The following is a 22,266-nucleotide window of genomic DNA, read 5'->3' as shown; positions in this document are numbered from 1 at the left end:
GATTTAATATATAATTAATGGTTGGTATTATAATTTTAATTTAGGTTCCTCTTCGAAATCGTCATCTTCAATGGCGCGATTAATTAATGATTCGGGTATGGATTTTTTCGCTTTAGCACCCATTTTTTTAAGCTTTTCTATACTAGTGATAATATTACCACGACCATCGACTAATTTGTTCATCGCACCCCGGTATTCTCCTTTAGCTTCGTCGATCTTTTTGCCTACTTTCATTAAGTCGCCAACAAAGCCTTCAAATTTATCATAAAGAGCACCAGCTTGCCGTGCTATTTCAATAGCATTTCGTTGTTGCTTCTCACTGTTCCACATGCTATCAATGGTGCGCAAGGTAGCAAGAAGTGTTGAAGGAGTAACAATAATAATATTTTGTTCAAAAGCTTTATTGTATAAAGAACTATCTTGATTGATAGCTATGGCAAATGCTGGTTCTATCGGGACAAACATCAATACAAAATCGGGACTCTCCATTTCATACAAATCCTCATATTTCTTGGCAGATAATTGATCTACGTGTCTTCTAAGGGAGTTGATATGGTCTTTTAAGAACTTCTCTCTGAGTTCATCTTCAGCATTTACATAGCGCTCGTAATCGGTTAAAGATACTTTGGAATCCACCACCATTTTCTTACCGTCGGGTAAGTTGATGATAACATCTGGTAGCACGCGGCTACCATCTTCTCGAGTAAAGCTTTGTTGAACGGTATATTCACGGTCTTTCTCTAAACCAGATTTCTCTAACACACGCTCCAATACCAGCTCGCCCCAGTTACCTTGCATTTTACTGTCACCTTTTAAAGCTTTGGTCAAGTTCTCTGCTTCTTGGGTAATTTTAATGTTCTGAGTCTGCAGGTTCAGTAATTGTTCTTTTAAAGCAGAATGTATACTGATGTTTTCTTTCTGACTTTCTTCAACCTTCTTTTCAAAAAGAAGTATTTTTTCATTTAACGGAGTAAGAATGTTTTTGATATTCTTCTCGTTTCGCTCAGTAAATTTTAAACTCTTTTCCTCTAGAATTTTATTGGCAAGGTTCTCGAATTCTTTAGTGAATTTTTCTTGAAGCTTTTCAACCTCTTGTTTCTGTTCAATATTCTTTTCTTGCAAGTTTTCTAAATCTGCTTGATAGCGAACAATTTGATTACCTAATTTTTCTTTATCTGATTGAAGTTGTAGTTTATGATTCTCACTCTCTTTTAATCTATTCTGAAAAACAGAAAGGTTGTTCAGCATTTGCTGCTCTCTTTCTTCCAAAGTGCTTTGACGAGATTTTGTTTTTAGAAGCTGAATATAGTTACCCAAAAAAAATCCGATGGCAAGACAAAGGATTCCAATGATTAAGTAAATATAAATTTCGTTCATTATTGTATTAAAGTAATCTGGTAAAGATACTTGATTGGGTAGTAAAGTTTAAATGAGCTGGTCTGTTTTTAATTAACATACCTAATTGAATTTCTGATAAATGTTAAAATTTCTATTTCATAATCCTGAAAGAGCCGGTATTGGCATCAAAAGAAATAGTATCGGCAGGGAAGAGGGAATCAAAATTTTTGTTCTTTATTAATTTACATGGCTCATTGAATGCATTCTCTCTTCCGTCTAAAATAAGCATCTTATCACATAATTGAATAGCTAGTTCAATTTCATGACTAGTGAATAATATTACTTTATTTGTTTTATGGGCAATAGATTTTAAAAGCTTTAAGATTTGAACCTTGTGGTACAAATCTAAGTGAGTAGTAGGTTCATCAAGTAGAATAATATCGGTATCTTGAATTAAAGCTCTTGCAATGAGTGCCCGTTGTAACTGACCGTCACTTAACTGAAAACATTTTTTATCTAAGAAAGGTTCTAGTTCTAATAATGCAATACTTTTATTAATGATGAAAACATCGGTATCAGCCAATTTACCTAGCCAGTTTGTGTAGGGTTGTCTACCTAATGCCAAAAGCTCGTAAACCGATAGATTTTTAGAAGCAATAGATTCTGTAAGTACCACACTTACTTTTGAAGCCATTTGCAAATCGTTATAAGTTGACGATTCTTTTCCTTCAATTTTTATTGATCCGGATATCAAGGGTTGAAATCTACCTAATGTTTTTAGAAACGTCGATTTTCCAATTCCATTGATACCAACAATCGCCGCAAGTTCTCCTTTCTGTAGTTGAAATGAGATAGCAGAAGCGATGACGGTTTCATCATAACCAATAGAAAGGTTTTCTATGTTTAATACGCTATTTAGATTATTAGGCTCGATGTCTCTTGTTTTACAATTAAAATATCATTTTTTGTTTACGTACCAATAACCAAATAACTACAGGAGCACCTAATATACTAGTTATGGCATTAATAGGTAAAACACTAACAGAACCTGGTAGTTGGGCTATGGTATCGCATATCAACATTAAAATTGCCCCACAGCAAAGTACAGCGGGAATTTGAATTTTATGATCAGTAGTGTGTAATATTTGTTTGGTGATGTGAGGTACTGCTAAACCCACAAAGGCAATAGGACCGGCAAAGGCGGTAATGGACCCAGCCAGTAACCCTGTGGCAATTATAATAATGTATCGCGATTTTTGTAAACCTATACCTAAACTCTTAGCGTAATTCTCGCCGAGCAAAAAAGCATTTAAAGGTTTAATGGATATGATGCTTAGAAAAATTCCTATTATCGTACATAGCGCGACTATGAGTAATTGTCCCCATGATAAATTACCTAAACTACCAAAAGACCAAAAGATATACTGTTGTAATTTTTCAGCTTTAGAGAAATAAGAAAGTACGCTAACAATAGCCGCTGTTATACTGCCAAACATGAGTCCGATAATCAATAGAGCCATGGTATCTTTTACTTTAGCTGCAACTATAAGAACTAGTGATAATACTAGAAAACTACCAAGACTAGATGCAATAGCAAGTGTAATGTCATTATAGGCAGAAAAGGTGAATGCGCCAGAAAATACCGAAGTTCCCATAATTAATAAAGCAGCGCCTAAACTAGCCCCAGAGCTAATACCAAGTACATACGGTCCTGCCAAGGGGTTTCTGAACAAGGTCTGCATCAATAATCCGCTAAGTGAGAGTCCGCCACCGACCAATATAGCTGTTATTGCTTTTGGTAGTCTATACTCCCAAATGATATAGTAGCTAGAAGAACCTTTAGTTGCTATTCCAATTAACGCTTTTAGAGTATCTACAAATGAAATATTTACAGAGCCTAAACAAATATTAATAATAAAGCATAGAAGCAATACCATCAGTAAGGCTATAAAATGAAAGCTATATGTAGATTGTTTTGACAATTAAAGAAGTGGTTTAAAAAAGTAGGGTTCGTAATTAGGTAGTAACCCAGGGTGTAAAATATGGATTAAATCTTTCAACACAAGGTCTGGTCTTTGTGGACCTAATTCATAATATAAAGTGCCACCAGTTTCCCCTAAAGTATTTGCTGTGGAAAATACTTTTCTATTCTGGAAGGCATCGAACTGTGTATAATGCTGACTTGATGCTTCCATTTCTTGGTAAGTAGCTAATTGTGCTGGTCCAATCCAATATTCGGCATGTTGCCCAATATCAAGAACACTCTCCCAACTTAAAGAGAGGCTTCCGTTTTCATCCGTTGAGCTCCAAAGGTAATCAGCATTGGCATCTTCTAGAAAATTCGCTGCCCAACTTTTTCCGCCAGGTAAATACCAAACATCTTTAAACATAGCTCCACTCATTACGGTAGGTTTGTTTTCAGCTTTAGAAGCTAGCGTTTTGGCTTCTAAGTAAGATTTTTCAATTTTATTAAAAACAGCATCAGCTTCTTTGGTTTTATTGAAAAAAGGAGCAAAGAATTTAATCCACTCCGCTTTTCCTAAAGGTGTTTCTTCAACCCAATCGCCATTATAAACTACAGGAATATTAGCGCGTTCAATAGTTTCGTAGGTGCTGTTACCGTCATTTATGGCAAAGCCGATAATAAGATCTGGTTGAAGATTTAAGACCGCTTCGGTATTCAGACTTTCATTGACTCCTAATTCTACAATAGCTCCAGAATTAATTTTTTTTCTCGTGGCTTTAGATGAAATATATTTGGTATCGGGAAAGCCAATAAGATTGTTTAAAACTTCTAATTCTTCTAAAGCAGGTATATGAGTTGTTGAGGTTACCACAATATTTTCTACAGGAGTTGAAATTATGGCGTCATATTCACTTTTGTTTAGGGTTATTTTAGCTTGATTTTTTTTTGGAACTAACGCATATGTATAAGTAGTTTCTGAATTTGCCCAAGGTTTTAAGACTTTGATGATCGTAATTCCGTTGCTTTGATTTTCGATTGAAAAACCACTGGCGTACCGTATAGGTGTAATACTGGTAGTGTTTTGATCTTGTGTTATATCTTTTTTCTGCTGTTTGCATCCACATAACAAAAGAAGGTAACTAATAATAAGTAAGCGTTTAAACATGGTTATATCTAGTCTGTTTTTCAAAAGTAGTATTATAAAAGTTTAGCGAGAAAGATTAAACTAAATGTTTACTTTCGCCGTGAATTTTGGTTTTCATTGCTTTTGGTGATGAAATTAAAAGGGAATCTAGTGAAAATCTAGAGCTGTTCCCGCAACTGTAAGTTTATTTCAAACCTATCTATTGGCGAATAGATTTTGTTTGATACTTCTTTTTAAGAAGGTGCTGTTTACTTCAAAGCCACTTTGAAATCTGAACCGGTTCAGAAATCATGGGAAGGCAGAATAGTATTAAACAAGTCAGGAGACCTGCCTTATTCAAACAAATATTGTTAAACTTTCGGGATAAAAGTTTGCGTATGGGTACAGACATACTACGCTCCCGTTTATGAATTTAAACGAATGAAAAATTATTTATTGTGGCCAGCGGTCACTGTATTACTATGTGCTAAAGTAGGAGCACAGCAAGAACAAGATTCTACCAAAACGTTACAATTAGATGAGGTTGTAGTTAGTGATTCGCGTTTTGAATTAAAGCGTGAAAATTCGGGTAAGGCCGTAATTACTATTTCTCAAAAAGAATTGGAGCAGAATCAGGGACGTTCGGTTGCTGAAATTATCAACACGAAAAGCGGAATTGAAATTAACGGTACCAGAAGTTATGCCGGTCAGAACCTTTCTACTTTTGTTAGAGGTGGTAATAATCGTCAAGTTTTGGTTGTTATCGATGGTATTCAAGTATCGGATCCATCGGGTACAAGCGCAGAGTATGATTTAAGATTGTTGAATACGGCACAAATTGAAAGTATCGAAATTTTAAAAGGTGCTGCGAGTACACTTTATGGAAATTCAGCAGCAACGGCAGTAATAAATATTACAACGAAGAAAGCCAAGAAAGAAGGCCTTGCACTTGATGTTATTTCAAGTTTTGGAACCAACCAAACGGAAGGCGATCAGAATTATAATATTTCTGATATTTCGAATACAGTGAACCTAACGGCTAAGCATGGAAAATTATCTGTTTTAGGCTCAGGAGGGCATCAATTTACAGATGGATTATCGGCTGCAATAGGTACAGAATTAGATGTAGTTTCTAGGATCGACGGTAATCTAAAATTAGGATATCAATTTTCTGATCGCTTTGTGGTAAATGCATCGGCATTCTATAACAAATTAAATAGCGATTTCGATAATGGTTTCCCGATTGAAGATGCAGATTACTATTTTACAAGTGAACAATCTAGATTTGGGTTAAGTTCTAAATATGGGTATGAAAGCGGAAGTATTAATGTGAATACAGCATTTAATCAGATTACGAGATCGTTTGAATCTAGCTTTCCGGCAACTTTCGATTCACAATCTTATGTATTAGATGTTTTTAATAAGTACACGTTTTCAGATAATATTCATACTATAGTTGGTGTGAACTATATAGACAACAAAACCCTATTCTCTGAGGAATACAACTCTAATACGATTGATCCTTATTTAAATGCGGTGTATGTTGGTGAGCAGGGTATTAATGTAAATGCTGGTGTACGATTAAACAACCATAGTGACTATGGTTCTAATTTCATTTATAATATAAATCCGTCATACAGAATTAGTATTAACGACGGATATTTAAAGTTTATGGGTAGTTATGCAACTTCATACATTTCACCTAATTTATCGCAGTTATATGGTCCGTTTGGGGCGAATCCTGATTTAGATCCAGAAGAAGATTCTACTTTAGAAGGAGGTTTGGAATATAAAATTTCAGATGCCTTTACAATCAATGCAGTGTATTTTAATAGAACTGAAGATGACAGAATAGTATTTGAAACTATTGATCCAGTTACATTTGAAAGTCAATATAGAAACGCTGCTGAAACAGCACATTTTAATGGAGTAGAAGTAGGTTTAAATTCAGAACTAGCTAAAGGACTAACGTTTGATGCTAATTACACCTATACCAATTCTAAAGAAGAATTGGCATTGAGAGTGCCTAAAAGTAAAATCAATGCAACTATTGGTTACGTTATAAAAGAGAAAACCTTTGTAGGGCTATCTTATCAATATGTATCAGATAGAACCGATACCGATTTTGCTACTTTTTCAAACGTGACTTTAGATAGTTTTAGTTTGGCTAATTTACAATTGAGGCATCAGTTTTGTACAAATTTATCAGCGTTCTTAGCTGTGGATAATATTTTAAACGAAGAATATACCGAGATAGTTTCATTTACTACGAAGGGTAGAAATGTTCGACTTGGTTTTAAGTTAAGTTTATAATCAAAAAAAGGACAGCCAATTGGCTGTCCTTTTTTTCTTTTATGATTAGGTGTGTTTTAGAAATCCAAATCATAAACAGTATCATCTACCATTTTATCGTTCATCAAACTATTTTCTTTAGAGCTGCTTATAATATTGATAGGGTATTTAACAGTGAAATCGCGTTTACCTGTAGCGCCTGTTATCAATTCTATTGCTTTTGCTAGTAATGGCTCATTTTCTTCACCTAAAATACCAAGGTTGCTATAATCCTCCAGTAATTCATAATCTGGCTGTAGACCGCTTGTAAAGTCGAAAAAACCATCGGCATTTTCGTTTCTACCTATTAAGGGTTGAATAGCCCATTGATTATCTGGATTAATATTGTTTACCCTTGATGGAGTATATAAATAAGAATTATCGCGATCATCAACTAGCGTTGTGGAGAATTCATTTTTTCCTCTAGTAACATCACCAATTTGAATTACATCCATATACGGTTCTAGGCTGTTAATCAATAATTCACTTGCAGAGGCAGAACTAGAAGAAGTTAACACATATACTTTTGTCAATTCTAAAGAATTGATACTATTGCCATTCACGTTATCTGCAAAATTAATTTCTAATTGGCTATCATTAAATTGCTCTTGAAGTTTATCGTTATATCTTTTTCTTAAAAATAAATCAGACGTATTGGTACTATAAATCATGCTAGCCAATAAGCGAGTAGTATTTACAGATCCACCAGGGTTGTAACGTAAGTCCATTACAAGATTTGTTATTCCTGCAGCTTTCAGATCTTCAACCGCTGAATATAAATCATCATCATATTCATTTGTAAACTGGTTATACATGATGTACCCAATATTTTCACCTGCAATTGTAAAAGACTTAGATATAAATACCGGGTTTTCAGCAAGACCTTCTTGCTTGGTAAGTGGAACTTCAACATCATTCGGCGTTATATTTCCATTGTCAAAATCTGCCATATTCAAGATGTAGGTATCGTTCTCACCAAAAAGCAAATCGATATAGTTAGATGTGGTTAATGTTTGCCCATCAACACCGGTAAAAAGATCACCACGTTGAATTTCTACTGTTGACGCATTTGAGTTAGGCACAATGTAACGAACGAATCCAAAAATATCTTCGCTGTCTTGAAAACGTACGAGTCCGAATTCCAATCCGTTGCTTTTTGAAATACCAGCAAGCGAATTTGTAAGCTCTCTATAATCCTCATTATAAAAACTAAAACGATCTTCTATGTACTGTAATTTATTTTCAAAAAATGCAGCAGGGTCATCTTCAGAGTCAAGAAACGTAGTATATTCAGCACTGCCTTCTTCGGTGCTTTCAAAACGGTCGTCTGCTAAATCATCTACATTTGCCTGCCAGAAATACCAAAAATTCATGGCTTTCCACATAAAGTCCTGGACTTCGACATCTGCAGAGCCATCTGGATCAACCGTATTCGGTAAAGATAAATCATCATCTTTAGAACATGAGAATGCGATTACTGCAACTAATAATATTAATATCTTCTTCATAAATAGGGAAACTGAGATGTTTTAGATTTATTTCTTTTCAGCAACAGGAATTTTAGAAACAGGAATACTATTGTTTAATAACAGTACCGTATTTCTTGGATTATACAGCTTAGAACTAGAAACTACGTTTGCAGGCATAAGTACGTCAAAATTTCTTTTGCCGCTGACACCTGTAATTTCTTGAATAGCTCTAGCAAATAAAGGTTCATCAGCATTACCCAGTACACCTAGGTTGGTAACATCTTCAGAAAGTTCAATATCAGGCACTAAACCATCTACATAATCAGTAAATCCTGCGCTATTTTCAACTTGACTAATAATAGGCTGTAATCCCCATTGTACATTTGGGTTGATATTTTCAACTCTCTCAGCATCATAAACATTACCGCCTTCTGGATCATCCACAAATAAAACCGAGCCTTGATTTTTACCAACAGTAGTACCACCGATATGAACAACGTTCATATAAGGAGCCAAACCAACCATTACTAACTCACTGGCAGAAGCAGAACTTTCTGTAGCAATGATATAAACAGTGCTAAGGTTTAAGGTGTTTAAAGGTGCATCAGAATTTCCGTCAAAAGCTCCAGTTGTGTTAACAAAATAATTTTCTGTAGAACTACCGAACTCTGCTTGTAATTTTGCATTATAAACAGTTTTGTAAAGTAAGTCTGATGTATTTGTACCTTTTATCAAACTGGAAAGAACAGCAGCTGTAGAACCTCTACCGCCTGGGTTATATCTTAAATCTAATACCAAGTCATTAACGCCTTGCGCAATAAAATCTGCAAATACTGCATTCATAGCATCCTCAGAACCAGACACAAATTGATTATACATTAAATACCCAATCTTTCTATCGCCTGAAGTAATCACATTACTTACGTGAATTGGGTCTTCAACCAAGCCTTCAGATTTTGTCAATGTAACTTTTCTGTCACTGGCACTAATACCGCCCTCTACAATTTCGGCCATATTCAGGGCATAAGTGTCATTATCACCAAATAGTAAATCAATATAATTATCTACGGTTAACGTTTGTCCGTCAACACCAATAAACAGGTCGCCTCTTTTTATATCTTGACCAGATGCATTAGAGTTTTTAACAATATATTCCACAAAGCCAAATAAATCGTCAGTACCTGTAATACGACCTAGACCAAATTGTAGACCATTACTTTTAGAAACACCGGCAGAACTATTTACAAGTTGGGTATAATCTTCGTTGTAAAAAGTGAATCGATCTTCAGAAAATAATAATTTGTTTTCTAAAAAGTCTATAGGCTCAGAGTTTTCAGTTAAATATTCTTCATAGGCAGTTTGTGTATCAAAACGATCATCTGCTAAATCTGGCACATCACCTTGCCAGAAATAATAAAGATTAAGTGTTTGCCAAAAAAAGTTTTGGACTTCAATATCTACTACGACAGGTACTTCTTCTTCGGGTGTTTCAACTACTTCTTCTTCAATAACAGTATCGTCATCATTATTACAAGAGGTAATAACAAATCCTAAGCAAAGGAGGGACAAGAAAAATTTTTTCATAACTTTTTTTAAATTATAATTTATGTTTTTGAACATTCAAGTATTATTATGCTCATTAGTACACTGAAAATATACATTCTAAGTAAGTACGTATATAATTAGTATAAGGATGTTAAATTTACTTACAACACATTAAAATAAAAATTAATTGTAACAAAAATCGTTATGCATCGTCTTCTTTTTGTAAACCAATAAGAAAGTTTACGAACAGCCAAACCAAAATGAAACAAACGGAGTTTTTAAATATTGTATTACCCTTTAGGGATAAGTTATTCCGTATGGCCAAGAGATTATTGGTGTCTACAGAAGAAGCTGAAGATGCAACACAAGAGATTTTAATTAAGTTATGGTCCAAGAAGAATAAAATGGAAAGCTATAATAATGTAGAAGCTTTTGCTATGACAATGACCAAAAATTTTTGTTTAGATAGGTTAAAATCTAAACAGGCTGGTAACTTGAAATTGGTACATACTAATTATACAGATGCTAGTTCATCATTACAAAGTGAATTAGAAGCAAAAGATAGTATTAGTTGGGTAGAACGCATTATGGCAGAATTACCCGAACAACAAAAGATGGTATTACAATTGCGAGATGTAGAACAATATGAATATGAAGAAATAGAGAAATTATTGGATATGAAACCTACAGCCATACGAGTTGCTTTGTCCAGAGCGCGAAAAACCGTAAGGGAAAAATTAATGGAAAAGCATAATTATGGAATTGCATAACATAGAAAAATTAATAGAAAAGTATTTTGAAGCGACCACTACGGTTGCCGAAGAAGAAAAGCTGAGAAAGTATTTTTCAGAAGATGAAGTTGCCCCTCATTTAGAGCAGCATGCACCTTTGTTCAATTACTTTACAAAAGCAAAAGAAGAACGCTTTACAAAGCAGGTGCCATTAAAACCTAGAAGAAATTATTTAAAATGGGTATCCGTTGCTGCGATAGCAGTCTTTATGGTCGGGCTTTATTTTTATCAGCCTACACCACCTCCCGTTACTTTAGCAGATGAGTATACACCAGAGGAAATAGAATCTGCAAAAGAGGCTTTGGCCTTACTAGCAATGAATTTTAATAAAGGTACAGAGCAATTGTATTATTTAGATGAATTTGAGAAAACAACAAATAAATTTTTAACGAAAAATAATTAAAATGAAAAAGATACTTGTATTAACGCTTTTGGTGTTAGCCCCCGTAATAATCAACGCTCAAGATATTTTTGAGAAGTATGAAGATAACGATAAGGTAACTTTTGTTGCCATGCAGCCTAAAATGTTTCAAATGCTAGGTAAAATGAGCGTAAGTTCAGATGATCCCGAAGCAAAAGAGTTTTTTGAGTTGGTTAATTCTATTACCAGTTTTAAGGTGATTACCACTGAAGACGCAGCAATTTCTAAAGATGTAGATAGGTGGGTAACAAACAGACTTAACAGCTCTTCTTTTGAAGAACTAATGAGGGTGCGTGATGGTAGCTCTAATGTGAAATTTTACGTAAAAGAGGGTAAAGATAGCGACCATGTAAAAGAACTATTAATGTTTGTAACCGGTATGAAAGATATGGATATAGACTTCAATGGTAAAAAGTTAGAAACTGTTCTTTTGTCTTTGACCGGAGATATTAATTTACGATCAGTTTCGAAATTGACCGATAAAATGGATTTACCAGGTGGTGATCAATTAGGTAAAGCAGCTAAGAAGGGAAACTAAATAGTATTCAAAAGTGTTGACTCTTTAATTTTAGCACTTTTTCGAAAATAATTATTCATCAATTCATCAATCGCCAAAACCTAAATAGGGTAGCGGCACTAAAACAACAATCATGAAAAAAGTAGCAGTAGTATTTTTAATGGCAATTTTACCCGTATTAGGTTTTTCACAATCCGTATTTGATAAATATGAAAATATGGATAAAGTAGGATCTGTAATTGTAAACAAAGGTATGATCGACCTCGTTTCTAAACTAGGCGGCATGAGCGACGACGCAGAGGCGAAGGAATTTATGGATATAGCAAGCGGACTAAGAAATGTAAAGGTGTTCATGACAGAAGACGCTTCGGTTTCTTCAGATATGGCTTCAACCGTGAAGAAATATCTTAAGTCTTCGAAGCTAGAAGAGTTAATGCGTGTAAAAGATCAAGATGTAAATGTTAAGTTTTACGTGAAAGACGGTAAAAAGAAAGATCACGTATCAGAATTATTAATGTTCGTTAGTGGTTTGGAAAATGTAGAAGTTGGGCATAATGGTCGAAAACTAGAAACGGTTTTAGTTAGCCTTACAGGTGATATAGACTTAAATAAAATAGGTACATTGACTAATAAAATGGATTTGCCTAAAGATTTAAATAAAGCATCGGGTAAATAAAATATTTTAAAAAAGGTCTTCCATTTAACAGGGGGATCTTTTTTGTAATTTAAAAAGAATAGTATGAAAAAAGTATATTTAATGGTGATGTTGGTACTAGGTTTTACCATATCATCATGCTCGTCAGAACAGAGTTTACAAGAGTATTATATTTCTAGTGCAGAGAACCCCAATTTTATGTCTTTTGATTTGCCTTCTAGTCTTTTAGATTTAGAAAAGGCAAATTTGAGTGAATCAGAGAAAGAGGCAGCTTCATCTTTAAAGAAGTTGAACATTTTAGCATTTCAGAAAAAACCAGAAAACGAGGAAGATTATTTAGTTCAAAAAAATGCAATAAAATCAATACTTAAAAGTGATGATTTTAGTGAGCTAATAAAAATGAATACTCCTTTTGGAAAAGCTACCATACAATTAAAGGGCGATGATGATATCATCGACGAACTTGTTTTATATGGCGACAACGATGAAAAAGGTTTGGTTTTAGTTAGGATTTTAGGAGATGATATGAACCCGGCGAGTTTAATGCAATTAGTTAAGGCAGTAGAAAAATCGGATTTTGAAGGTAAAGGATTGGAACAACTTGGAGATTTAATAAAAGGTTAAGTTTATTATCTATTTAATTTAAATACAGCCCGTTACATTATTGTAACGGGTTTTTTGTATCATAAAATTGAAGTTTACCTCCTTATTAATGTGACCAATCGAGAAAATTGGTGTCATAATAAGTGAGAGTTATATACAAACAACCTAAACAAACATTTTAAAATGGAAAACGCACAAGTATGGATTGACAAAGGAATAGGAATGGCAATGGAATATGGACCAAAGGTTCTGATGGCCATCTTAATATATATAATCGGTTCTTGGGTTATAAAAAAGTTGATCGGTGTCACTAGAAAAGGGATGACCAAACAACAATATGATGAATCGCTTCAAAAATTTTTATTGAGCTTAGTAAAATGGGCACTAACTATATTTTTAATCATTACGGTTATTTCAACCTTAGGTGTTGAAACTACAAGTTTTGCGGCAGTTATAGCGGCGGCAGGTTTAGCTATTGGCCTTGCATTACAAGGGTCTCTTTCAAATTTTGCAGGTGGTGTGTTACTTATCATATTCAAACCTTATAAAATTGGAGATTTAATAGAAGCACAAGGTGTTCTTGGTAATGTAAAAGAAATCGAGATTTTTACAACTAAATTGGTAACACCAGAAAATAAGTTAGCAATTGTTCCTAATGGTGCAATGGCAAATGGTAACATTGTAAACTATACTGCAGAAGGTAAAATTAGAGTTGATACTACAGTTGGTGTAGATTACGGTTCTGATTTGCAAAAAACTAAAGATGTTTTATTGGCTATGTTGAAGGCAAATCCACAAGTATTACAAGATCCTGCTCCATCAGTTAATGTATCTGAATTGGCAGATAGCTCTGTAAACCTAGCTGTACGTCCTTTCTGTAAGCCAGAAGATTACTGGGATGTATACTTTGCAACAATTGAAGGAACTAAGAATGCATTGGATAGTGCAGGTATTGAAATTCCTTACCCACACGAAGTTAATATTAGTAAATAATATTTAGTCTAGTTAGTTAGTAAAAGCCCGTTGAACTTGCTCAACGGGCTTTTTTAATTTTATTCGATAATTGAAATTATAATACTCTGAGGCTTTCCTTAAAGTATTTTACTCTTTTGCAATTTGTAGATTGTTTTTCCCAAAGTCCAATGTTCTAATTGGAAACGGAATATTGATATCGCGATCATCAAAATAATTCTTAATAATCTTAATTGCTTTATGTCTTGCGACATGTTCTTGTTTCACATTAACACAGTCTGCCCAAAAACGGACCATAAAGTTGATAGAGCTATCGCCAAACTCCGTAAAAAAGAATTCTACGTTTTCGTCATCATTCTGCTTAAAATTATCTGTAATAATTTTCACGGTCAAGTCTTCCACCATCTGTAAGTCACTTTCATAACCCACACCACAGTTTACAAAAATTCTATTTCTTTTGTTCATGGAGTAATTAGTAAAAGATCCATCTATAAATTTAGAATTAGGTCTAACCACTACATTATTATCTGGCTGTTTAAGAATGATGTTTCGTAGACTTATCTCGGTAACAAAACCTGACACGCCATCTGCATTAATAAAATCATTGATTTTAAGCTGTGGCATAAAAGAAAGTATAAGACCGCCAAAGGTATTGCTAAGTGTTCCTTGTAATGCCAAACCTACTGCAAGACCAACAACACCTGCACCTGCCAATATACTTGTTAATACCTTGTCAAGGTCTAAAACACCTAGGGATATAAAAAAGCCAATTAAAATAATAACCACAAATACAACTTTGGCGATTATTTCTTGAATAGAGACTTGTGATATTTTTCTAAGAATGGTTCGTTTAAGTAATTTACGTATTCCTCTTGCTAGAAAATAAAATAAGAACATTACCAAAACTGCCATGGCTAAATTTGGTAATTTCAAGATGATTGATTCTAGCCAACCGTCTAATTTATCCCATAAATTACTTACTGATTTTTCAACTGAGAAATTTGCTTGCATACAATTTTAGTTTTGTGTTCACCCGAAATATATATGATGTGAGCCACAATCTAAAATGCATATCGCCCTAAACGGGCGATATGAAGTATATGAACTAAAGAAAAGTTTTAATGCATTAAAACAGTCCTAAATACCTGTATAATTACTAGGTGAAATTTGTTTCAGTTCTTTTTTAATTTCGTCAGATACTTCTAAGGTATCTATGAAATTTGCAATAGAATCTTTGTTGATTTTCTCGTTGGTACGTGTAAGTCCTTTTAACGCTTCGTAAGGGTTAGGGTAGCTTTCACGTCTTAATATAGTTTGAATAGCTTCTGCAACAACAGCCCAGTTATTCTCTAAATCTTGCTCAAACTTCACTTTGTTTAAAAGTAGTTTGTTCAATCCTTTTAAAGTAGATTGAAGTGCAATAATCGTATGAGCAAATGGCACGCCAACATTTCTAAGAACTGTACTGTCGGTTAAATCTCTTTGCAGTCTAGAAACTGGGAGCTTAGCCGACAAGTGCTCAAAAATGGCATTTGCAATACCAAGGTTACCTTCAGAGTTTTCAAAATCTATAGGGTTAACTTTATGTGGCATAGCTGATGAGCCAACTTCACCTGCTTTGATTTTTTGTTTGAAATAATCCATAGACACATATGTCCAGAAATCGCGGTCTAGGTCTAAAATAATAGTGTTGATTCGCTTAAGGCCATCAAACAAAGCAGCCAAATGGTCGTAATGTTCTATTTGAGTAGTAGGGAATGAATGTTGAAGTCCTAATTTCTCTTGCACGAATTCTTGACCAAAAGCTTTCCAATCTATCGAAGGGTAAGCCACTAAATGAGCATTGAAATTACCGGTAGCTCCACCAAATTTTGCAGCACTTGGTATATCGTTCAATAAATTAAACTGCTCTTTTAAACGAACTACGAAAACCATAATTTCCTTTCCTAGGCGAGTAGGTGAAGCGGGTTGACCGTGTGTTCTTGCCAACATAGGTATATCTGACCATTCTAAAGTTAATACATCTAACTTTTCAAGTAACTCAAAATATTGAGGTACATATACTTCGTTCATTGCCTCTTTAATTGAAAGCGGAATCGCAGTATTGTTGATATCTTGAGAAGTTAATCCGAAATGAATAAACTCTTTAAATTCTGATAAATTTAAAGCATCGAAAGCCTTTTTAATAAAGTACTCAACCGCCTTAACGTCATGATTGGTAGTTCTCTCTATCTCTTTTATTTCTTCGGCATCTTCAGTAGAAAAATCAAGGTAAATTTTTCTAAGGGTATCAAATTTTGACGTATCAAAAGAAGAAAGTTGTGGTAAAGGAATTTCACAAAGTGCAATAAAGTACTCAATTTCTACTCTAACTCTATATTTTATTAGTGCTTCTTCAGAAAAGTAAGCAGATAAAGATTTGGTTTTAGAGCTATAACGACCGTCAATTGGTGAAATGGCATTTAGTGCATTAAGAGACATAATGAATGGTTAAATTAATAAGGGGCAAATATACCTAATCGTATCAAAGTTTAAAACCATTAGTACTTTAAGTTATGGTCAAATACATTGATTTAATGAACAATTATAGAAGGTTCTTAAATGCGCTGCTTTTTTCTAGAACTTTTAAGGTCATTCTTGCTCTTGCCTTATATGCAGCACTGCCGCTCTCGTAGTTTTGTTTTAGTATTTGTTGCAATTCTGGATGGATCCACTTTATTCTTCTTCCTATGAGTAGAAGTGTGGTCATGGAATATGCTTTTGGGGCAACTTTATAATCACCAATCAACCAATCAAAAGCAGCTTCGGTAATGATATTTAAATGATTTGTAGTTAAATTTTGTTTTGGCTTTTCTTTCTTTTTTGAAAATTCGTTTATTACTAATAACTGACAAATTTTTGAAGCCGGACGAACAGACGATTCTAGTGAAATATGTTTTAACGATTCGGTAAATACATCGATGTTCGTTATTATAGGGGATAGATTAATTTTCGAAATGCTTTCTAAAACCCAGCCAGCCTTGCATGATATAGGATCTGCATCTCCTTTAATTATTTCAATAAGAATAGGAATTAAATGAAGATTACCTTCAATTTTAGATGCCATTTTAGTACGATTTTCTCTTGAAGCACTTACATAATTCAATGCTTCATAAAGTTCTTCCTTAGTCATAAAATTGTATCTTTAATTTTCATTTCCCCCAAATATGAAATTACTAAAAAAAATTAGCCTAGGTGTTGTAGTTGTGTTTGTGGCCATGCAGTTTTTCAGTCCTACAAAAAATATAGCTGCAGGTAACCATACAGAAGCTTTTATAAAGCAGACTAATCCTTCGCTTGAACTTAAGAGTTTATTTGAAACTTCTTGTTATGATTGTCATAGCAACAATACAGAGTACCCGTGGTATAATAATATTGCCCCAATTTCATTTTTACTGGCAGATCACGTGAAGGAGGGTAAAGAGCATTTAAATTTTTCTGAATGGGAAAATTATTCTTTAGATAAAAAAGATCATTTGCTAGAAGAGATAGAAGAAGAAGTGGTTAATGGAAACATGCCATTATCTCAATACACCTTATTTCATAAAGACACAGAGCTTACAGCCAATGAAGTTAATAAATTGGTAGAGTGGGTAAGGCAGACTCGAATTATTTATCAATTAGGGAAGCAACCAAAGTAGGAGTTCCGGTTACTGCAGTTTTGGTAATAATAGTCAAATTTTTTTTTTGAGAATTTGTTATAGCAGGCTTTGGGTCGATAAAATATATTGGCGTAGAAAAATTCACAAAATCTATTAAGCTTGCAGCCGGGTATACTTGCATAGATGTGCCAATTATGATTAAATAATCAGCTTCTTCGGTAATAGCTATCGCTTCTTCTAATAATGGTACAGCCTCGCCGAACCAAACAATGTGCGGTCTCATTTGATATCCATTTTTACAAGTATCACCTAATAAAATATCCTGCTTACAATCAAATATTTCATTTGTAGAATTACTACTTCTTGATTTTAATAATTCGCCATGCAGATGTAGTACTTGTGAACTGCCGGCACGTTCATGTAAATCATCTACATTTTGCGTGATAATATGAACATTGAAGTGTTTTTCAAGATCAACCAATGCCTGGTGTGCAGCATTGGGTTCAACGGTTAGCAATTGCCTTCTTCTTTGATTGTAAAATTCCAATACCAATTCCGGATTGTTTTGAAATCCTTCAGGTGTGGCAACTTCCATAACATCATGACCTTCCCATAGGCCATCAGCATCTCTAAACGTTTTTAATCCGCTTTCAGCAGAAATTCCAGCACCCGTTAATACAACAATGTTTTTCATGAGCTTTTGATAATATGTATAAAAATATACTTTTCTTATCTTGGGGGCATGATTGATTTGAAGCTTTTAGGTTATTTAGAAGAATTTATTTCAGAAAATAGAAAACAGCGTTTTGTTGATATTTTAGCTGAACGAACAAATTACTTGACCGTTGCGGTAGAAGATGTATTTCAAATGCACAATACCAGTGCAGTTGTAAGAAGCTGCGAATCTTTTGGTGTACAGACTGCGCATTTAATAGAGGATAGAAACGGTCAACATTTAGATGAGGAAATTGCCATGGGAGCTCAGAAATGGGTAGATATTAAACGGTATCAAAATTCAAAACAAGTAATTGATTCGTTGCGAGAAAAAGGATATAAAATTGTAGCTACTAGTCCGCATGCAGATAGTTCATTATTACAAGATTTTAAGTTAGATGGTAAAACAGCATTGTTTTTTGGCACAGAAAAAAGTGGGTTAAGCGATTATGTGCTAGAAAATGCGGATGCCTATTTAAAAATACCGATGGTAGGTTTTACTGAGAGTCTTAATATTTCTGTTTCTGCTGCTATTATTCTACAACATTTAACCTCGCAATTAAAAGCTTCAGATGCTGCATGGAGACTAACAGAAGAAGAAATGTTGGAAAGACGGCTAGATTGGACAAAAAAGTCTATTAAGAGTATTGACGACATTTTAGAAAGATATAAGTCTGATAATTAATTTTTGTTTAACTTGTTCATCAACAACTAATTAACTAAAAGATGTATACCGTATTAATAATTCTCGGAATAATTGTAGTATTGATTATTTTACTGGCATTAATAGCTCCCAAAAGTTATCAAGTTTCTAGAAGTATAGAATTAGAACATCCGCCGGAACAAGTATGGAGTCATTTAAAGTTTTTAAAGAAACAGCAAGAATGGTCGCCATGGGCTAAAAAAGACCCAAATATGAAGCTTAGTTTTACTGGAGTTGATGGTGAGGTAGGTGCTACTAGCCACTGGAACGGTAATAAGGATGTAGGTGAAGGGGAACAAGAGATAACGAGAATTATAGAAGGTGAGCGTATTGAACAAGATTTACGCTTTTTAAAGCCCTATAAGTCTCAATCGGATTGTTTTATGACTCTTGAAGAACATGAAGTAAATAAAAGTAAAGTTACATGGGGTTTTACCGGAAAGAACAAGTTCCCAATGAGTATAATGATGTTGTTCATGTCAATGGATAAAATGGTAGGGAAGGATTTTGAAGCGGGACTGGAGAATCTAAAAACTAATTTAAATAAATAGTTATGATAGCATGGTTTGAAATTCCCGTAGCAAATATGGAGCGAGCACAAAAGTTTTACAATTCTATTTTAGATGTCTCCATTACGGTTAATAATTTCGGGGAATTTATAATGGGTTTGTTTCCAGATAAACAAAGTATTGGTCAGGCGAACGGTGCTTTGGTGCAGCACGAGCATTACGTGCCTAGTGCTACAGCCGGCGTCCTGGTTTATTTTACATGCGAAGATGCTGCTACGGTTTTGGGAAAGGTTGAAAAAGCAGGCGGACAAGTATTGCAGCCTAAAACCGAAATAGGCGAAGGACACGGATTCATGGGGCTTTTAAAAGATACTGAAGGCAATAGAATTTCGGTTCATTCTAATGCCTAATATAAATCTTAATTGCTAAGCTCTAACAAGACAACGTCAAAATCATTATCTAACATAACTTTGTTTTTGTCAACCGTTACTTCAGTTTCAGAAAAGCGATCGTATAGTTTTGTCCCATCACCAAAAATACCTTTTACTGAAATAGATTTTTTTCCTTTCGGTGCATCTAAAGCGATAACTACTTTATCCACATAATCCTCTTTAGTGAAGTGTCTGCTAAAAACATATGGGGCTTTCGAAATTCTTTTGTGAATACCAGCGCCTATTGAAGGATGGTCATTTCTAAAGGTTCCTAATTTCTGCCAATAGCTTAAGGTTTCTTTTGTTTGTGGTAAACTGTCCAACTCATTCCAATTCATAAACGAGCGCAATGTGGCGTCACCTTGCGTGCCTTCTATTACTAGACTACGAGCAGTTTCATCACCATAATAGATTTGAGAAGCTCCAGGAGTAAGCAATAATACATTTGCAGCTCTTTTGGGGTCGGTTCTTTCTTGATCGAAAGGTTGACCGTCGTCATGAGAAGTAAGGTAATTTAAAACACTCTTATCTTTAAAAGTAGTATGTAATAGTTTGCTGTACTTGGTAAAAATAGTTTCATAATCCTTTTTGGCATCAGTCTTTAATTCAAAATTGATTAAGCTTTTAAATCCGTTATCGAAATAGTTTACTTTTTTATCGCCAAGGTCAAATTCTTGTCCGCCAGAAATTCCGTAATTATAAACTTCGCCAACCATGTAGAAAGGGTTGTTGTCTAATATCTTGTCGCTATTCTTCTTTTTCCAAAGTTCAAAAGCAATAGATGCCTCTTTGTATAATTCAGCCCAAGAATTTTCATTGGCATGTTTAACAGTGTCAACTCTAAATCCGTCAACACCATACTTATTAACGTAGTCGGTTAGCCATTTAATTATATAAAAGCGAGGTGCTCTAGGGTAGCCGGTGCGGTCAAAAAATATTTCTAACTCATCTAATTCTTGACTAAGTCTACCTTCGAATTTCCACTTTGCAAGAAGGGCATCTGGTAAATTTACGGTGGCATCAGATTCGGTTAAAATATCAGGAAGATTCGCAACTAATGTGCAAGCAGTAGTGTTCTCGTATGTAGTAAAATCGCAAGTAGGAGAGGTGCGTACCCACTCTTCAGGCCACACAGGGTCTTTTTCGGTTACAGGACCAGTATGATTTAAAACAACATCCAATAAAATTCGAATACCATTTTCATGGGCAGTTTTTATTAGTGTATCTAAGTCTTTATCGGTTCCGAAATTAGGATCAAGAGCTGTCCAGTCTTTTGCCCAATAACCATGATAACCATATGTATTACCTGTGCCTTCATCAGTAGCGCCATGAATTTGTTCAACAACGGGGGTAAACCAAATAGCGTTTACACCAAGATCTGTGAAATATCCGTCTTTAATTTTCTCTGTAATACCTTGAATGTCTCCGCCTAAAAAGCCTCTGAGTTCTCCGGTTTCTTCGTCACGCTCAAAATTTAGATCGTTAGCTGTATTTCCGTTTTTAAATCGGTCGGTTAGAAGAAAATAAACGGTAGCAGCTTCCCATTGAAAATTGGGATTCTTTTTAGGGGCTTCAACTGAATCTTTAACTACAGCAATAGTTTCTGATTTTTCTTTGCTCTTAGGTTGGCAAGAAATCAATGCTATAAATAATAGCCCTAGTAAGAATACGTTTTTCATTTCCCTGTTATTTGCAATAAAACTATAACAAGGATTTCACTTTAAAAAATATTATTTCTTTCTATTTAAAACTTTATACTCTTCATAACAGCTACTAATAGCATCAAGTATCTGAAGGTCATTGGCTGTAGTGATAAAAGATTTGGAGTAATTGCAGTTATTTAGAATATCTTGAATATCAACTTTTTCTAATTGAAGAAATTCTGTAAGTGTTTCTCTATCAAATTTAGAAGCGAGTAGGTTACGAATATCATCATCTTCTCTCATTTGTCTAAGCTTACGCATTTGCGCAGGTTTTTTACCAAAGAGGTTACGCAACAAATCTGCTGGGTTTAGAATGGCACCCAATACTTTTGTAACAGCGCTAGGATTTTTATTACCGCCTTCATAGCTAACGCCTAAGCCTGATATGCTGTATTGGTAAGCATTGTTGATTGGAAGGTTTTTTACGTCGATTTCTAAGTACCCAGTTAGCTGATAAGGTCTAACAATAACTTCTTCTAGAGCATAAGCAAGCTCTGTTAGTGCTATTTCTGTATTTTCAAATTTGAACATATCATTGGTTACTCTAATTTTTTGTGATTTAAAACCTAGAAAGGAAAAATATAAGGTGTCATTTACTGCTGCGGTAATTGAAAACTCACCCTTTTCGTTGGTAATTGTTCCAAAAACCTGGTTCAAGTTAACAACGTGTACGCTCTCAAGAGGTTCATCAGATTGGGCGTTTATGACAACGGCATTAAGGCGTTGACCTTCTTCTGTTTCTTGCGAGAAACCTATTAATGAAAGAAAAATAAATATAAGCGATAAAAAATATTTCATTGTACTGACAGCATAATTAAGTTGCAAACAAAACAA

General features: G+C 34.4%; 23 protein-coding genes and 1 riboswitch. Of the genes, 11 read left to right on the top strand and 12 right to left on the bottom strand.

Annotated features, from left to right (window positions below; translation table 11 throughout):
* Window positions 1-27: 27 nt before the first annotated feature.
* From rmuC to Q0871_RS03080, 4 genes are all read right to left on the bottom strand, one after another.
* A complete protein-coding gene (rmuC, locus tag Q0871_RS03095; protein WP_299317737.1) occupies window positions 28-1,377 on the bottom strand; it encodes a DNA recombination protein RmuC in 1,350 nt (449 codons plus the stop codon).
* A gap of 112 nt (window positions 1,378-1,489) precedes the next feature.
* Window positions 1,490-2,191, bottom strand: coding sequence for an ABC transporter ATP-binding protein (locus Q0871_RS03090; protein ID WP_367275119.1), 702 nt, complete (start codon window positions 2,189-2,191; stop codon window positions 1,490-1,492).
* A gap of 97 nt (window positions 2,192-2,288) precedes the next feature.
* Window positions 2,289-3,320 (bottom strand): iron ABC transporter permease, encoded by a 1,032-nt coding sequence (locus Q0871_RS03085; RefSeq protein WP_299317735.1) that lies wholly within the window; start codon window positions 3,318-3,320, stop codon window positions 2,289-2,291.
* The gene (locus Q0871_RS03080; RefSeq protein WP_299317733.1) at window positions 3,321-4,493 is read right to left on the bottom strand and encodes an ABC transporter substrate-binding protein; all 1,173 of its coding nucleotides are present in this window, start codon (window positions 4,491-4,493) and stop codon (window positions 3,321-3,323) included.
* A gap of 46 nt (window positions 4,494-4,539) precedes the next feature.
* A riboswitch (cobalamin riboswitch) is annotated at window positions 4,540-4,798 on the top strand.
* A 70-nt stretch (window positions 4,799-4,868) separates the two neighbouring features.
* Here Q0871_RS03080 and Q0871_RS03075 point away from each other — a divergent pair.
* A complete protein-coding gene (locus tag Q0871_RS03075; protein WP_299317730.1) occupies window positions 4,869-6,740 on the top strand; it encodes a TonB-dependent siderophore receptor in 1,872 nt (623 codons plus the stop codon).
* A 56-nt stretch (window positions 6,741-6,796) separates the two neighbouring features.
* Here the strand turns inward: Q0871_RS03075 and Q0871_RS03070 are convergent, their stop codons facing one another.
* The gene (locus Q0871_RS03070) at window positions 6,797-8,266 is read right to left on the bottom strand and encodes a S41 family peptidase (RefSeq protein ID WP_299317728.1); all 1,470 of its coding nucleotides are present in this window, start codon (window positions 8,264-8,266) and stop codon (window positions 6,797-6,799) included.
* A gap of 27 nt (window positions 8,267-8,293) precedes the next feature.
* On the bottom strand, window positions 8,294-9,811 hold the full coding sequence (locus tag Q0871_RS03065; RefSeq protein ID WP_299317727.1) for a S41 family peptidase: 1,518 nt from the start codon (window positions 9,809-9,811) through the stop codon (window positions 8,294-8,296).
* Window positions 9,812-10,032: 221 nt separating this feature from the next.
* Here Q0871_RS03065 and Q0871_RS03060 point away from each other — a divergent pair, with 221 nt between their 5' ends.
* From Q0871_RS03060 to Q0871_RS03035, 6 genes are all read left to right on the top strand, one after another.
* A complete protein-coding gene (locus Q0871_RS03060; RefSeq protein WP_299317725.1) occupies window positions 10,033-10,542 on the top strand; it encodes a sigma-70 family RNA polymerase sigma factor in 510 nt (169 codons plus the stop codon).
* On the top strand, window positions 10,529-10,966 hold the full coding sequence (locus tag Q0871_RS03055; protein WP_299317724.1) for a hypothetical protein: 438 nt from the start codon (window positions 10,529-10,531) through the stop codon (window positions 10,964-10,966). Before Q0871_RS03060 ends, Q0871_RS03055 begins: the two co-directional genes overlap by 14 nt.
* A 1-nt stretch (window position 10,967) precedes the next feature.
* Window positions 10,968-11,522 carry a DUF4252 domain-containing protein gene (locus Q0871_RS03050; protein WP_299317722.1) on the top strand — a complete coding sequence of 185 codons (555 nt, stop codon included), beginning with the start codon at window positions 10,968-10,970 and terminating at the stop codon, window positions 11,520-11,522.
* 112 nt (window positions 11,523-11,634) lie between these two features.
* Entirely contained in the window at window positions 11,635-12,177 is a 543-nt protein-coding gene (locus Q0871_RS03045; RefSeq protein WP_299317720.1) for a DUF4252 domain-containing protein, read from the top strand.
* Window positions 12,178-12,240: 63 nt separating this feature from the next.
* The gene (locus Q0871_RS03040; RefSeq protein WP_299317718.1) at window positions 12,241-12,780 is read left to right on the top strand and encodes a DUF4252 domain-containing protein; all 540 of its coding nucleotides are present in this window, start codon (window positions 12,241-12,243) and stop codon (window positions 12,778-12,780) included.
* Between the two features lie 162 nt (window positions 12,781-12,942).
* Window positions 12,943-13,752, top strand: a complete 810-nt coding sequence (locus Q0871_RS03035) for a mechanosensitive ion channel domain-containing protein (RefSeq protein WP_299317716.1) — start codon at window positions 12,943-12,945, stop codon at window positions 13,750-13,752.
* A 108-nt stretch (window positions 13,753-13,860) separates the two neighbouring features.
* Here Q0871_RS03035 and Q0871_RS03030 read toward each other — a convergent pair whose 3' ends face one another.
* The 3 genes from Q0871_RS03030 to Q0871_RS03020 all read right to left on the bottom strand — a co-directional run bounded on the left by Q0871_RS03030 (window position 13,861) and on the right by Q0871_RS03020 (window position 16,903).
* On the bottom strand, window positions 13,861-14,742 hold the full coding sequence (locus Q0871_RS03030) for a mechanosensitive ion channel family protein (protein ID WP_299317714.1): 882 nt from the start codon (window positions 14,740-14,742) through the stop codon (window positions 13,861-13,863).
* A gap of 126 nt (window positions 14,743-14,868) precedes the next feature.
* On the bottom strand, window positions 14,869-16,212 hold the full coding sequence (purB, locus tag Q0871_RS03025) for an adenylosuccinate lyase (RefSeq protein ID WP_299317713.1): 1,344 nt from the start codon (window positions 16,210-16,212) through the stop codon (window positions 14,869-14,871).
* Between the two features lie 103 nt (window positions 16,213-16,315).
* Window positions 16,316-16,903 (bottom strand): adenylosuccinate lyase, encoded by a 588-nt coding sequence (locus Q0871_RS03020; protein ID WP_299317711.1) that lies wholly within the window; start codon window positions 16,901-16,903, stop codon window positions 16,316-16,318.
* 34 nt (window positions 16,904-16,937) lie between these two features.
* On the opposite strand from Q0871_RS03020, the gene Q0871_RS03015 reads away from it, so the two are divergent.
* On the top strand, window positions 16,938-17,411 hold the full coding sequence (locus Q0871_RS03015) for a heme-binding domain-containing protein (RefSeq protein ID WP_299317708.1): 474 nt from the start codon (window positions 16,938-16,940) through the stop codon (window positions 17,409-17,411).
* Here Q0871_RS03015 and Q0871_RS03010 read toward each other — a convergent pair.
* Window positions 17,380-18,066 (bottom strand): NAD-dependent deacylase, encoded by a 687-nt coding sequence (locus Q0871_RS03010; protein ID WP_299317706.1) that lies wholly within the window; start codon window positions 18,064-18,066, stop codon window positions 17,380-17,382. The two genes, Q0871_RS03015 and Q0871_RS03010, sit on opposite strands and share 32 nt — an antisense overlap.
* A gap of 48 nt (window positions 18,067-18,114) precedes the next feature.
* On the opposite strand from Q0871_RS03010, the gene Q0871_RS03005 reads away from it, so the two are divergent.
* The 3 genes from Q0871_RS03005 to Q0871_RS02995 are packed head-to-tail and all read left to right on the top strand — an operon-like array spanning window position 18,115 to window position 19,708.
* Window positions 18,115-18,771, top strand: coding sequence for an RNA methyltransferase (locus Q0871_RS03005; protein WP_299317704.1), 657 nt, complete (start codon window positions 18,115-18,117; stop codon window positions 18,769-18,771).
* A gap of 41 nt (window positions 18,772-18,812) precedes the next feature.
* Window positions 18,813-19,340 carry an SRPBCC family protein gene (locus tag Q0871_RS03000; protein ID WP_299317702.1) on the top strand — a complete coding sequence of 176 codons (528 nt, stop codon included), beginning with the start codon at window positions 18,813-18,815 and terminating at the stop codon, window positions 19,338-19,340.
* Window positions 19,341-19,342: 2 nt separating this feature from the next.
* A complete protein-coding gene (locus Q0871_RS02995; RefSeq protein ID WP_299317698.1) occupies window positions 19,343-19,708 on the top strand; it encodes a VOC family protein in 366 nt (121 codons plus the stop codon).
* An 8-nt stretch (window positions 19,709-19,716) separates the two neighbouring features.
* Here the strand turns inward: Q0871_RS02995 and Q0871_RS02990 are convergent, their stop codons facing one another.
* Both Q0871_RS02990 and Q0871_RS02985 read right to left on the bottom strand, forming a co-directional pair.
* The gene (locus Q0871_RS02990) at window positions 19,717-21,408 is read right to left on the bottom strand and encodes an alpha-amylase family glycosyl hydrolase (protein WP_299317697.1); all 1,692 of its coding nucleotides are present in this window, start codon (window positions 21,406-21,408) and stop codon (window positions 19,717-19,719) included.
* A gap of 51 nt (window positions 21,409-21,459) precedes the next feature.
* A complete protein-coding gene (locus Q0871_RS02985; RefSeq protein ID WP_299317695.1) occupies window positions 21,460-22,230 on the bottom strand; it encodes a carboxypeptidase-like regulatory domain-containing protein in 771 nt (256 codons plus the stop codon).
* Window positions 22,231-22,266: the final 36 nt, after the last annotated feature.

Origin of the sequence: uncultured Maribacter sp., from assembly GCF_947500985.1 — a bacterium.
Classification (GTDB): Bacteria; Bacteroidota; Bacteroidia; order Flavobacteriales; family Flavobacteriaceae; genus Maribacter.
This window is presented reverse-complemented; position numbering and strand designations above follow the sequence as displayed.